Origin of the sequence: Frankia nepalensis, assembly GCF_016786325.1 — a bacterium.
GTDB lineage: Bacteria > Actinomycetota > Actinomycetes > Frankiales > Frankiaceae > Pseudofrankia > Pseudofrankia nepalensis.
The window spans coordinates 12,629-25,951 of record NZ_JADWYU010000169.1 but is presented as its reverse complement, the minus strand read 5'-3'; the positions used below and the strand labels follow the sequence as shown (position 1 = coordinate 25,951).

Sequence of the window (13,323 nt, the reverse complement as noted above, 5' to 3'; positions counted from 1 at the left end):
GGGCGGGGGGGGGGGGGGGGCGGCGGGGGGGGGGGCGCGGGCGCCCCCCCCCCCCCCAGCCGGTGATCGCCGAGCAGGTCACCCGGGCCGGCGCCGGTACGCGGGTGCGCTTCGGCCGGGTCAACGCGGCCGGTGTCGCCGCCGCCGTCTCGTCCGTTCTCGACGACCCCGCGTTCCGCCAGGCCGCGATGGCCCTGCAAACCGAGTTCGCGGCCGCCGGTGGTGTGAACGCCGCCGCCGCGCAGGTCGAGAAGATCCTCGTGCCGTGAGGTTCCTGCTCTCCTGGGCACCGATCCTCGTCGTCGTCGGACTGCTGCTCAACGGGGTGCGGCTGCGCGGCCGGCTGCGCCGGCTGGACACGCTGCCCGCGTCCGGGCGGCCCGTCGACCCCGACCATGTGTTCGTCTGCGCCGCCGGCGTCCAGCTGACCGAGGCCGCCAAGCGGGCCGCGAGCTACCACGCCCACCGCGAGCGGCTCGACGTGCTGGATCTCGTGCCCGCCGACCTGACCATCGAACGGGCGCTCGACGTCGCCCGGATGGTGGACACCCGCACCTACCGGAGCGACCGGCTCGCGCCCGGCCGGGGCGCCTTCCAGGCGCTGCTGGTGCGCGCCGAGGTGGCGCGGCTCGCCGGCGTCGAGGTGCGCGACGACTACACCCCGGTCGAGCTGGTGGAGATCACCGAGCGGCTCAAGCGGCACGCGCCGGCGAGCACCGACCTCGCCGTGCTGGCCGGGGTGCGCGCCGCCCGCGACGACGGCGCGATGCGGGTCCGGGTGCAGCGGCGGTCCTGGACGGCCGTGAAGCCGCTCAACACCATCTTCCCGACGATCCGCGACGCCGCGACCGTCGTCGGCGTGCACTACAACCGGCCCTGGGGGCTGGCCGCGACCGCGCTGTTCTGGTGCCAGCCGTTCTTCGTCTGCGCCGGCCGGGTACCGGTCGCCCCCCGCGACCTGATCCGCAGCCCGATCGTGCGGATCACCGCGGGCGTCGAGTTCGCCATCAGCTCGGTACGGGCCTGGCGGCAGAACCAGCGCGCCGCCGCCGAGGCGAAGGCGAAGGGGCTGCCGGCCGACCCGGCCAAGGAGCAGACCAAGGCGGCGGCCGTCGCCCGGCGCGAACGCTACCTGCGGGCCTTCGCCGGCGGCGCCGAGCAGTTCCTGGCCCCACCGCGCCCCGACTGCCCGTGGTGCGGCTCGTTCGAGCTCGCGGTCCGCCTGCGCTCGCCCGACCTCGAACTGCGCAAACCGGGGTGGTTCCAGCTCGACGAGTGCCTGGTCTGCGGCCACCTGTTCCAGAACCCGCGGCTGACGCCGGCCGGCCGGGTGCTCTACGAACGTGACCGCGTGGACGGCATCAACGCGGCGCGCGCCGAGGCGGCCGTCTTCGCGCGCGCCGCGCACCTGCGCGCCCAGGCCGAGCTGGTACGCCCGTTCGTGCTGCCGCGGTACTGGCTCGACGTCGGCGCCGGCGTCGGCTCGTTCTGCAACGTCGCGCGCGCGGTGTGGCCGCGCACCGTCTTTGACGGGGTGGGGCCGGCGGAGTCGATCGGCGAGGCCCGCCGGCGCGGCTGGGTCGACCGCGCCTACCCCGTGCACTTCGCCGACATCGCCGAGGCGGTCACCGGCCAGTACGACGTGATCAGCATGTTCGGCTACCTGGAACGCAGCCGCGACCCGTCGGAGGACCTCGACGCGGTGGCCAAGGCCCTCGGCCCCGGTGGCTATCTCGTGGCCGAACTGCCCAACCCCGAGGGGCTCGGCGCCCGCCGGCTCGGCCGGTTCTGGCCCGGCTGGGGGGTGCCCGGGGTACGCCAGCTCATCCCGGTCGACAACCTGGTCGCCGCGCTGGGCGACCGCGGGCTGCGCACCGTGCTGCTGCAGTTCGGCGAGGCGCACCAGCCGGGCGACCTGATCGCCGCCGTGGGGCAGGTCACCCAGGCGCTCGCCCCGAGCCCGAAGCTGCCGTGGCTGCCCGGCTCGCCAGCGCGCTGGCTGCTGCGCGGCACGGTGCTGCTGGCCGCCGCCGCCCCGGCCCTGCTCGCCGGCCTGGCCGGCGCCCTCCTGGCACCGGCCATGCGCAAGGGCGAGCGCTCCAACACCTACCGCCTGGTCGCCCGCAAGGAGGCCTGACCCGCGCCGCCCGGGCGCATTCCTGACGCTGACGGTGCGCGGCGGACGTTGTACGCTGCGCGGGATGATTACCTCCTTCCGCAGATTGGGGGTCCGACTCCTCGACGGTGAGTGCTAGTGCGCTCATCGGCGATGACGGACGATTCCCGTCTTTCCTGCTGGCTGCGGGTGCGTGAGTTCGCCGTACCGCCGCCTATGATCGAAACAGCGACCGCCCGTCGGTCCGTCGGTGACTGGGCCGGCGCGTGCGCCGCCGCCCGTGTCGATGCCGACCTGAGCCCGCGTTCCGCGGCGCGCGCCCATGGCCGACAGGTCGCGGCCCAGCTCAAAGACGATCTCCGGCGGCTCGCGCCGGACCTGCTCCGCTGGCACCTGCCACGGGTGGGGCCGGACGGGCTGCTGCGCCCGGGCCTCACGGTCTGCCTGGCCCGGTACCCGGCGGACGACTCCCGCCCACTGTGCCTGGTCGCGCGGACCCCGCCGGCCTGGGCGGGCGCGAGCCAACGCGTCAGCCTCGCGCTCTGGGACGGGTCGCCGACCAGCGCCGGCCGGCATCCCCATCCTCATCCCGACCGGCGGTTCCGCCTCGACCTGCATCGCCACCTGTGGGACGCCAGCCGCGCCGGCGAGCTCCGGGACCGGGCCGGGTCCCCGTCGCCGCCGGCCGGTCCCTCGGACGCGCCGGGCGGCCGTCCGTCCGGCCTTCCGCCCGGCTGCGCGGTGGACCGGTGGCCGGCCGAGGCGGACATCCTGCTGCGCGCGGACGGTGTGGGCGGGGACGCCGTAGCGGTCCGCCTCGGGGAACGACGCCGGCTGGTGCTGCGGCCGCGCGGCTCCGTGCCGGAGATCACGAGACCGGGCCGGGGCATCCGGGCGCTGCCGGTCCTGCCGCACGCCGCGACCTGGGTGCCGCCCGACGTGCTGCTGCTGCGGGCCGGCCTGATCGAGGCCGACCGGCTGCATCCGCTGGTGGCGGCGGCGCTCGACCCGCGACGGCCGCGCCCCGGCCCGGCGCGGGCCGAGCCGGCGGCCGGCGACGGGGCGACGCGGTTCGTCGAGTGCCGCGGTGCCCGGCACCGGATCGGCCTGGTGGACGGGGCGCTCGCCCCGCTGGACCACGACCCCGACGAGATCCGCCGCGAGACGCTGCTGGCCTCGCTGACCGGCACCCCGCTGCCCTGCCTGCGCGCGATCGACGAGGCGCACCGTCGGCCGAGGAACCTCGACGACATTCGCGGCCGGCTGGACCACGGCGACGTCGCCGGCGCCCTGGCGGCCGTCGAGGCGCTGCTCGGCCCCGACGCCCTGCTCCGCGACGGCACCCTGCGCGACGAGCTGGAGACCGCGGCGCACGACCGGCTCGTGTACGGGCTCTTCCGGTCGGGCCTGGCCGACCACGCGGCGCCGCTCGACCCGTCCCGTCACCGCCGCGACCGGAACCGCCCGCGGCTCGCGATGCACCACTGACCGGCGCGCTCGCCGCCCGTCCTCTGACGACACGTCCCGCCGGAATCCCGGCCAGCACCCCACAGGTGATCGCCCATGCCTTCGACCACCCTGCCCTCGGCCACGCCTTCGACCGCCCTGCCCTCGGCCACACCGCCCTCAGGCACCCTGCCCTCGGCCGCCCCGGCCATGTCCCTCCCGCCCACCAGCGCGCGGCCAGCCGCGCCCGCGCCAGCGTCGACGGCGCGCCCCGACGACCGGCTCGCCGTCGCCGGTGACCTGCTCGCCCTGCTCCAGGCCACCGCCACCGAGCCCCGTCCCGACCCGCAGCTCGAGGCCCTCATGCTGGCCGTGGCCGCGGACCTGCCGGTGCTGCTGTGGGGCGAGCCGGGGATCGGCAAGACCGCCGCCCTGACGCAGCTCGCCGCCTGTCTCGACCTGCCGCTGACGACGGTGATCGCCAGCGTGCACGAGCCGTCCGACTTCGCCGGGCTGCCCGTCGTCGGCGACGACCCGGCGGCGCAGGGGGTCCCGATGGCCCCACCCGACTGGGCCGTGCGGCTGGCCCGGGCCGGCCGTGGGCTGCTGTTCCTGGACGAGCTGTCCACCGCGCCGCCGGCCGTGCAGGCGGCGCTGCTGCGTCTCGTCCTCGAACGGCGCGTGGGCGCGCTGCGGCTGCCCGCCGGAGTCCGGATCGTCGCCGCCGCCAACCCCCGGTCGTCGGCGGCCGACGGCTGGGAGCTGAGCCCGCCGCTGGCCAACCGGTTCGTCCATCTGCCGTGGGTCCACGACCCGCGGGTCGTCGTACGCGGCCTGGGCGGGACCTGGCCGCGCGCCTCGCTGCCGCTGCTCGACCCGGCGCGGCTGCCAGACGCGGTCACGTTCGCCCGGCGCGCGGTGTGCGGGCTGCTGGCCGCCCGTCCCGGGCTCGTGCACCGGCTGCCGGACGGCGAGGCACGCCGGGGCGGCGCGTGGCCGTCGCCGCGCAGCTGGGAGATGTCCCTGCGGCTGGTCGCGTTCGCCACGGCCGCGGGAACCTCCCGGGAGGTGCTGTCCCTGCTGGTCAGGGGCGCGGTGGGCGACGGCCCGGGGCTGGAGCTGCTGGCCAGCCTGGACCGGATGGACCTGCCGGATCCGGAGACGCTGCTCGCCGACCCGGTGGCGGCCGAGCTGCCCGAGCGCGGCGACCTGCGCCAGGCCGTCCTCGACGGCGTGGTCGACGCCGTGCGCCGCCGCCCCGATCGGGGCCGCTGGGACGCGGCGTGGGCGGTGCTGGTCCGGGCCGTCGAGACCGGGCCCCCGGACCTGGTGGTCGTCCCCGCGACGACGCTCGCCGCGCTGCGCCGCGACGACTGGGACGTTCCCGACGTCATCGAGCGGCTCGCCGGCGTGGTGTCGCTGCGTGACCGGGCGCGCGCCGCCGGTCGCGGCCGGTGACGACGGACCGGCCGATGGCGATGGACCAACCGATGGCGATGGACCAACCGATGAGGATGGACCAGGAGAAGCTGTTCGCCGCCAGGCTGCTCGCCGCCCAGGCCCGGCCGTACCTGGCGACGGCGCTGTTCGCCCTGCACCCGGTGGCGTCGCGGCGGGTACCGACGATGAGCGTCGACCGGCACTGGCGCTGCTACGTCTCGCCGGCGTTCGTGGACCGGACGCCGCTGGCGGAGCTGGCCGGCGTATGGGTGCACGAGGTGTCCCACCTGCTGCGCGACCACCACGGCCGTGGCGACCGGTATGCCCACCGGCGCGGCCTGGACGGGCCGGGCGAGCGGCTGCGGATGAACATCGCGGCCGACTGCGAGATCAACGACGACGTCTACGGTGACGGGCTGGCCCGGCCCGCTGGCGCCGTCGATCCGGTCCGTCTGTGCCTGCCCGAGGGCAGGCTCATGGAGGAGTACCTGGACATGTTCCGGCTCGGCCACCTGACCCAGGACTGGGCGTGGCTCGACTGCGGCAGCGGCGCCGACGGCCTGGAACGCGACTGGGATCTGGGACCGGACGGCGCCCACGGGCTCAGCCCCCAGGCACGGGACGCGGTGCGCTTCCGGGTGGCCGAGGGCATCGTCGGCCAGCCGGGCGACGCCCCCGCGGGCTGGCTGCGGTGGGCCGAGCGGGCGTTGCACCCGCCCCTGCCGTGGCGGGACCTGCTGGGCGCGGCGGTGCGGGCCGCGGTCGGCGCGCGCGGCGCCGCGGACGACTACACCTATGGCCGCCCGTCGCGACGGTCCGTCGGCCTGCCCGGTGTCGTCCTGCCCAGCGCGCGGCGCACGCCGCCGCGGGTGGGCGTCGTCATCGACACCTCCGGGTCCGTGAGCGACGCCGAGCTGGGCAGCGCGCTGCTCGAGGTCGCCGCGATCGGCCGCGCCGTCGGCGGACGCCGCGACCTGGTCACCGTGGTGTCGTGCGACGCGGCGGCCGGGACCGTGCGGCCGCTGTGCCGGGCCGAGGGGATCTCGCTGGTCGGCGGCGGCGGCACGGACCTGCGTGCCGGCTTCACCGCGGCGCTGCGTGCGCGCCCGCGCCCCGACGTCCTGGTGGCGCTGACCGACGGTCAGACTCCCTGGCCGGCTCACCGCCCGCCCTGCCGCACGGTCGTGGGCCTGTTCGCGCGCGCGTCGTCCGGCTGGGAGGACCGGCCGCCCGCGTGGGCGCGGGTGGTGACCATCGGGACCGGCACCTGACCGGCGCCGTGTCCGCCCTGGCATGAGATCTGTGCATGACCTGTGGTGCCAAAGACGGCCATCTTTGGCACCACAGGTCATGCGTGGATGTCCGTCCGCCTCGGCGCGGGGCGCCCGGGCGGGTTGGTGGACCCGCCCGGGCGGCCCGAGGCCGTGGCGATGGGTCAGGTGGCGGGGCGGGGGTCCGGGGTTGCCGGGGCGTTGGCGAGCGGGAGGTAGAGGCGGGAGCCGCTCGCGGTGAACTCGGCGGACTTGGCGCGCAGGCCTGCCTCCAGGGCCTCGGTGGAGCCGAGGCCGTGTTCGTCCGCGTAGCGGCGGACGTCGTGGGTGATCTTCATGGAGCAGAAGTGCGGGCCGCACATGCTGCAGAAGTGGGCCGACTTCGCCGGCGCCGCCGGCAGCGTCTCGTCGTGGAAGGCCTGGGCCGTCTCCGGGTCGAGGGCCAGGTTGAACTGGTCGGTCCAGCGGAAGTCGAACCGGGCGGCGGACAGCGCGTCGTCCCAGGCCTGCGCCCCGGGATGGCCCTTGGCCAGGTCGGCGGCGTGGGCGGCGATCTTGTAGGCGATGACGCCGGCCTTCACGTCGTCACGGTCGGGCAGGCCCAGATGCTCCTTCGGGGTGACGTAGCAGAGCATCGCGGTGCCGTACCAGCCGATCATCGCGGCGCCGATCGCCGAGGTGATGTGGTCGTAGCCGGGCGCGATGTCGGTCGTCAGCGGGCCGAGCGTGTAGAAGGGCGCGTCATGACACAGCTCGCGCTGTAGGTCCACGTTCTCCTTGATCTTGTGCATCGGGACGTGGCCGGGGCCCTCGATCATCACCTGGACGTCGTGCTCCCAGGCGATCCTGGTCAGCTCGCCCAGCGTCGCGAGCTCCGCGAGCTGGGCGGCGTCGTTCGCGTCGGCGATCGAGCCGGGGCGCAGCCCGTCGCCGAGGGAGAACGTCACGTCATAGGCGCGCAGGAGCTCGCACAGCTCGGCGAAGTGGGTGTAGAGGAAGTTCTCCTCGTGATGGGCCAGGCACCAGGCCGCCAGGATCGACCCGCCGCGCGAGACGATCCCGGTGCGCCGGTTCGCGGTCATCGGCACGTAGCGCAGCAGCACGCCGGCGTGGACGGTCATGTAGTCGACGCCCTGCTCGGCCTGCTCGATCACCGTGTCCCGGTACAGCTCCCAGGACAGGTCCTCGGCCCGGCCGCCGGCCTTCTCCAGCGCCTGGTAGATCGGCACCGTGCCGACCGGGACGGGGGAGTTGCGCAGCACCCACTCGCGGGTGGTGTGGATGTCGCGGCCGGTGGACAGGTCCATCACGGTGTCCGCGCCCCAGCGGGTCGCCCAGACCATCTTCTCCACCTCGTCCTCGATGGAGGAGGAGACCGCCGAGTTGCCGATGTTGGCGTTGATCTTCACGAGCAGGTTGCGGCCGATCGCCATCGGCTCCGACTCGGGATGGTTGACGTTCGCCGGCAGCACGGCCCGCCCCGCCGCGATCTCGTCGCGGACGAACTCCGGGGCGAGGCCCTCCCGGAGGGCGACGAACTCCATCTCCCGGGTGACCTCGCCCCGGCGCGCGTAGGCGAGCTGGGTGACGGCCCGCCCGGGCAGCGCCCGACGCCGGGGTCCCCGCGGGACCGGTGAGGGCCGGGGCTCCCGCCGGGCCGGGGAAACCGGCCCCGCGGGCCCGCTCTCGGGGCCGGCAGGGCCGCCGACGGGCGGGTCGGTCGCCGCCCGCCGAGTGGCGTCGAGCTCGACGGTGTCGCCGCGTGCCTCGATCCAGGGCAGGCGCTGGGCGGCGAGGCCGCGCCGGACGTCGATCACGATGTCCGGGTCGGTGTACGGCCCGGAGGTGTCGTAGAGGACGACCGACTCGCCGGTGGACAGCGGTACCTCGCGCATCGGCACGCGAAGGGCGCCGCCCGGGCCGTCAGGACCGGGCAGGTAGGTCCGCCGGCTGCCCGGCAGCGGGCGCCCGGCCACGCCGGCGAGCGGCGTGGCCGGGCCGGAACCGGCGTCGGCGGGATGGACGGTGTCGGCGGGATGGACGGTGTCGGTGAGGGGGACGGCACGGGCGGGGTCGACAGCGTCGGCGGGGTGGGCAGGGGACACAGGAGTGGGCTGGGCGGACTGCGCCATGAGAAAGGCTCCCTACGCCGGCATTACCCGGACAGGTTCAGCGGTCGGCGGCCCCGGGCCCAAGGCCCAGCCGCCCTCTCAGCCTCCTGAGGGGGAAGCTCCCGCGTGATGTCCCGAGGTGTCCCGGGACAGCGGCCGCGGCGGGCCGGGCGCCGGCCGAGGCCGGCGCCGCGGACAGCCGCGGTGCGCCCTGACGCTACGACAGCGGCCCGCCGCTCGTCACCCCCTCGCGGTCGGGTCGGATTCCGGTCCCGCGGGGTCCTCCACCGGACCGGGACGGAACTCGTCGGACCCCGGGCCGGCGGCCCATCCGACGGCCGTGCCGAGTGCCTGGGTCAGCGCCGGGCCGAACGCCTCGGCCGGCGGCCGGCTGGCCGAGGCACCGGGCCAGCCCCGCTGGCGCAGCGTCGTCGCCACGGCGGCACCGATCCGGTCGGGCTCCTGCCTGAGCAGGAGCATCGGTGCCCGCAGCACCAGCCGGCTGGCGCGCGCGGGGCCCGGACCGCCCAGCAGGGGGACCCCGGCCGCCATCCGCGTGGGCGCGGCCACCACCTCGGTGGCGGTGCGGATTCCCCCCATGGGCGACGTGCCCAGCTCGAGCCGCAGCTGCCAGCGCTCGTAGCTGACGTCGAACCGGCCAGGGCTGCGTGGGTCCGGCCCGTGGCGCCGGCCCGGCGGCAGCCCATGGCGGGCCTCGACGCGGCGGTACAGGAGCTCCGGCACCCAGGGGGCCTCGGCGTCGAGGTCGTCGAGAGCGTCGCTGATCACCTGCCGGCGGGTGATCGGGCCGCGCCGGGCGAGCGCCGCGCGCAGCTCGTCGGACTCGACGATCCCGCTGGCCACGGCCAGCGCCAGGACCGTTTTGGCCTCGTCGTGGCACGGCGCCCACTCGGCGATGTCGACCAGCGACCGCGGCAGCGTGGTGCGCGGCGGCCAGCTGTCCAGGCACAGGTCCTCGTCGCCGAGCCGGGCGGTTGCCCGGACCCGTACCCCGGGGCGCGGCGCGACCCGTCGCCCGGTCGCGAGGATCACCGTCAGCCAGGGCTCGTCGTAGCCGCGGAAGCCGTCGAGCGCCGCCGCCGAGGCGCCGCCGAGCAGCGCGTCCGAGCCGATCGACACCAGGGCGCACCACAGCCGCTGGATCAGCGTCAGCGGTCCTGGCTGGGTGACCAGGACTTCACCGGAGTACAGCTGCCAGCGGCCGGCCTCGACCAGGCGGCGGATCTCGGCGCGGGTGAAGCCGGCGGCGACGGCCTCTCGTGTCGTGACCACGCCGGCGCGCCGGGCGGCCAGCCGCGAGGAGAGGTCCTCGCCCGCCCGGGCCGGCTCGCCGGCCCGTGGGGCGGGCACCAGCGAGGGCGCCCTCGTCGGGAGGTGGGCGCCGGGGACGACTGGCCCGCCGGCGGGGTTCACGGGGGTCGGATGCTCCTGGGACTGGGAGGCAGGACCCCGCTGGGCCCGATCAAAAGTCATGAGAAGCACAATGAAGGCCGCGAATAGGGCAATCAAGGCCAATAGCCCAAGTGTGGACGTCCATAGCTAAACCAACAGATCGGCCTATGGCCCCTTTGGATCAGGGGCGGGCGCGTTAGGCTGCAGGGCTTCCGTGAACGGTGGCGCGCCGCCGGGCAAGGCTCCGGGTGACTCCCCGTGATCCTGCCGTGTCCTTGTGGCGCCGGTTCGGCTCCGCCGGGCGGGTCGGCGTCTCCGTGCCGCCTTGCGGCACGTAACGTCGGTGGCGGCGTTTCGCCGGTTTGACGGTCGTCGCCCTTGAGCTGGCTGGCGTCCTTGACGGCCTGGGCGGACGCTGCGGTGGCCGGCGCCGTGCCGGGCACCGCCGATCCGGTGCCGGGCGCGCCGCGCAGGCGGACGACGCACTGTCGGGCAGGGCGGCTCGCCGCCGCACGAGGGGACGGAGTCGCAGACATGTCCGCGCATCGCCGTCGCCGTCAGGAGTCGCGCCGCCTCGGTGGCCGCCGCGGGATGCTGACCGGTTTCGCCGCGGTCGGCGCCACCCTGGTGATGGGTACCGCCGGGGCGTTCCACCTCACCGGCGGTGACCAGGGGCCGGCCCAGGGCGCGCCGGCGCGGCCCGGCGCCGTGGCCGGCGTCGGCGACGCCGGGGTCACCCCCGCCGCGGGCAGCCCGCTGTACGCCGCCGCGCGGCCCGCCGACCCCGGCTCGGCCGGCCCCGGCTCCGCCGGCTCGGGCCGGACCGCGGACCCGGCGGCCGGTGCCCTGCCCGGCGTCGGGGCGTGGGCCCTCGCCCAGTTGCCCGCCGACACCCGGCAGGTGATGCTCGTCAGCGGCCCGGACCGGGACGCGACCACCAACACGGTGACGCTGTGGGAACGCGCCGACGAGGCTTCCGGGTGGGCGGGCCGAGGGCTCCCGCTCGCCGGCCGCAACGGCGAGAACGGCTGGACCCTCGATCACCGTGAGGGCGACCTGCGCTCGCCTGTCGGCGTCTTCAGCCTGACCGCCGCCGGCGGCCGACTGCCCGACCCCGGTACCGCGCTGCCCTACGAACACCGGCCGAGCTACTTCGTCGCCGGTAGCGGTCGCGCCAACGACCCGATGAGCGCGGCGTTCAACTACCTGGTGGCGATCGACTACAACCGGGTCCCCGGCAGCCCGCCGTCCGACGAGGCTCGTCCGCTCGGCCAACGGGCCGGAGGCGACATCTGGCTGCACATCGACCACCAGTCGCCCACCAGGGGCTGCATCGCCCTGCCGCAGGACAGCCTGGTCGCCATCCTGCGCTGGCTCGACCCCGGCAGCCATCCCATGATCATCATGGGTGACGCCGCGACCCTCGCCGCCCCCTCCCTGCCCTGATGCCGGCCGCGCGCCGGCAGAGCGCTGGCCTGCTGCTCTACCGGAGCGTCGCGGGCGAGGTGGAGGTGCTCGTCGGCCACATGGGCGGGCCGTTCTGGGCGCGCAAAGACGAAGGCGCCTGGTCGATTCCCAAAGGCGAGCACGAGCCGGACGAGGATCCACGCGCCGCCGCCGCCCGCGAGTTCGCCGAGGAACTGGGATCGGCGCCGCCCGACGGGCCATGGCTGGAACTCGGAACCGTGCGCCAGTCCGGCGGGAAGATCGTCACGGTCTTCGCGGTGCGCGGCGACCTCGACCCGGCCGCCGCCGTGAGCAACACCTTCGACCTGGAATGGCCCCGCGGCTCCGGCCGGATCCGGACCTTCCCCGAGGTGGACCGGGTCGCCTGGTTCGACCTCCCGACCGCCCGCGCCAAGCTCGTCCGCGGCCAGCTCCCCTTCCTCGACCGCCTCCTCGACCACCTGGCCGCCCAGAACGAGCCGGCCCAGGAGGCGTGACGCCCCGCCCGGGCCGCGGGACACCGTCAGGTCGAGGGCTTCTCGTGGTGGCCACCGAACTGCTTGCGCATGGCGGAGAGGATCTTGTCGGCGTAGAGGGACTCGCCGCGGGAGCTGAAGCGCTCGTAGAGGGACGCGGTGAGCACGTGCGCCGGGACGCCCTCCTCGACGGCGGCGAGCACCGTCCAGCGGCCCTCGCCGGAGTCCGACACCCGGCCGCCGAAGGAGCCCAGCTCCGGGTCCTCGACGAGGGCGACGGCGGTGAGGTCGAGCAGCCAGGAGGCGACGACGCTGCCGCGCCGCCACACCTCGGTGATCGCCGGGATGTCGAAGTCGTACTGGTAGTACTGGGGGTCCGCGAGCGGGGCGGTCTCCGCGTCGTGGCCGGCGGCGGCCGCCCTGCCGATGTCCGCGTTGTTCAGGACGCCGAGGCCCTCGGCGAAGGCGGCCATCATGCCGTACTCGATGCCGTTGTGGATCATCTTGACGAAGTGGCCCGCGCCGACCGGGCCGCAGTGCAGGTAGCCCAACTCGGCCTGGCTGGGGGCGCCCGAGCGGCCGGGGGTGCGGGGCGCGGCGTCGACGCCCGGGGCGATGGTGGCGAACAGCGGCTCCAGGTGCTTCACCACGTCCGGCTCACCGCCGATCATCAGGCAGAACCCGCGCTCCAGCCCGAACACGCCGCCCGACGTGCCGACGTCGACGTAGTGGATCCCCTTCTCGCTCAGTGCCTTGGCCCGGTGGATGTCATCCCGGTAGTACGAGTTGCCACCGTCGATGATGATGTCGCCCGACTCGAACAGGTCGGCGAGCTTGAAGACGGTGTCACCGGTGAGCCCGGCGGGGACCATCACCCAGGCCGCCCGCGGGGTGGTGAGCTTGGCCGCGAAGTCCTCCAGCGAGTCGGCCGGGGTGGCGCCCTCGGCGGCGAGCATGGCCACGGCGTCCGCGTTGACGTCGTAGACCACGCACTCGTGCCCCGCCTGCCGCAGCCGGCGCACCAGGTTGGCGCCCATCCGGCCCAGACCGATCATCCCCAGCTGCATGTCGTCGTCTCCGTCCACGCCGGGCGCCGCCAGCGTCCGCCGTTCTCGTCGTCTCGCCTACCGACCTACCACCGCGCGCCCGGCATTACCGTCCCGACCGCCACAACCCGTGCCGGTGCCGGCGCGCCGCGGGCAACCGCGCCGGCCGTGCCCGCGGCTACGACATGCTGTGTCGGAACGCCGTCTCGGCAACCGTCTCGGCCGCGCCGACAGGCCACCTTGTGGTCACGCCGGGTCCCTTCATACTTCCCCCGGTCGCGTCCTACGGGGAGGCGGGGCGAACAGACCCAGAGCCGTAACCAACCGGCCACCGTGAACGGCCCGAAGGTCGCGCCGGTGGCCGTGGGCGCAGCCTGGCCAGGATCCTGACCCCGGACCAGGGCCGCCCATGGATCTTCTGGCCTTGGCCGGGACCGGGTCCTGGGTCGGGCGCGGAGCGTCCGACCGGCGGAGCGGCGATGGTCGCGCCGGTGGCCGTGGGCGCAGCCTGGCCAGGATCCTGACCCCGGACCAGGGCCGCCCATGGATCTTCTGGCC

9 protein-coding genes and 1 pseudogene are annotated in these 13,323 nt (G+C 75.6%); 7 read left to right on the top strand and 3 right to left on the bottom strand.

Annotated elements, in window-relative coordinates:
* The 5 genes and pseudogenes from I6A81_RS25975 to I6A81_RS25955 form a co-directional block, all read left to right on the top strand.
* Positions 1–269: pseudogene (locus tag I6A81_RS25975) on the top strand (hypothetical protein); the annotation flags it as partial.
* Positions 266–2,137: a class I SAM-dependent methyltransferase gene (locus I6A81_RS25970; RefSeq protein WP_203001895.1), complete on the top strand. Its 1,872-nt coding sequence runs from the start codon at positions 266–268 to the stop codon at positions 2,135–2,137. The pseudogene I6A81_RS25975 and the gene I6A81_RS25970, both read left to right, overlap by 4 nt.
* A gap of 132 nt (positions 2,138–2,269) precedes the next feature.
* Positions 2,270–3,604, top strand: a complete 1,335-nt coding sequence (locus I6A81_RS25965; RefSeq protein ID WP_203001894.1) for a hypothetical protein — start codon at positions 2,270–2,272, stop codon at positions 3,602–3,604.
* Between the two features lie 168 nt (positions 3,605–3,772).
* On the top strand, positions 3,773–5,020 hold the full coding sequence (locus tag I6A81_RS25960) for an AAA family ATPase (RefSeq protein WP_407661384.1): 1,248 nt from the start codon (positions 3,773–3,775) through the stop codon (positions 5,018–5,020).
* Positions 5,021–5,070: 50 nt separating this feature from the next.
* Positions 5,071–6,273 (top strand): vWA domain-containing protein, encoded by a 1,203-nt coding sequence (locus tag I6A81_RS25955; RefSeq protein ID WP_238428649.1) that lies wholly within the window; start codon positions 5,071–5,073, stop codon positions 6,271–6,273.
* A gap of 164 nt (positions 6,274–6,437) precedes the next feature.
* On the opposite strand, the gene thiC is transcribed toward I6A81_RS25955, so the two are convergent.
* Both thiC and I6A81_RS25945 read right to left on the bottom strand, forming a co-directional pair.
* Complete coding sequence (gene thiC / locus I6A81_RS25950) at positions 6,438–8,405, bottom strand: phosphomethylpyrimidine synthase ThiC (RefSeq protein WP_238428648.1); 1,968 nt, start codon at positions 8,403–8,405, stop codon at positions 6,438–6,440.
* Positions 8,406–8,624: 219 nt separating this feature from the next.
* Positions 8,625–9,878: a type IV toxin-antitoxin system AbiEi family antitoxin domain-containing protein gene (locus I6A81_RS25945; protein ID WP_203006218.1), complete on the bottom strand. Its 1,254-nt coding sequence runs from the start codon at positions 9,876–9,878 to the stop codon at positions 8,625–8,627.
* Between the two features lie 453 nt (positions 9,879–10,331).
* Here I6A81_RS25945 and I6A81_RS25940 point away from each other — a divergent pair, with 453 nt between their 5' ends.
* Positions 10,332–11,243: a L,D-transpeptidase family protein gene (locus tag I6A81_RS25940; protein WP_203006217.1), complete on the top strand. Its 912-nt coding sequence runs from the start codon at positions 10,332–10,334 to the stop codon at positions 11,241–11,243.
* Entirely contained in the window at positions 11,243–11,740 is a 498-nt protein-coding gene (locus I6A81_RS25935) for an NUDIX domain-containing protein (protein ID WP_203006216.1), read from the top strand. The genes I6A81_RS25940 and I6A81_RS25935 overlap by 1 nt, the downstream gene beginning before the upstream one ends.
* Before the next feature lie 26 nt (positions 11,741–11,766).
* On the opposite strand, the gene gnd is transcribed toward I6A81_RS25935, so the two are convergent.
* Entirely contained in the window at positions 11,767–12,786 is a 1,020-nt protein-coding gene (gnd, locus tag I6A81_RS25930) for a phosphogluconate dehydrogenase (NAD(+)-dependent, decarboxylating) (protein ID WP_203006215.1), read from the bottom strand.
* Positions 12,787–13,323 lie beyond the last annotated feature (537 nt).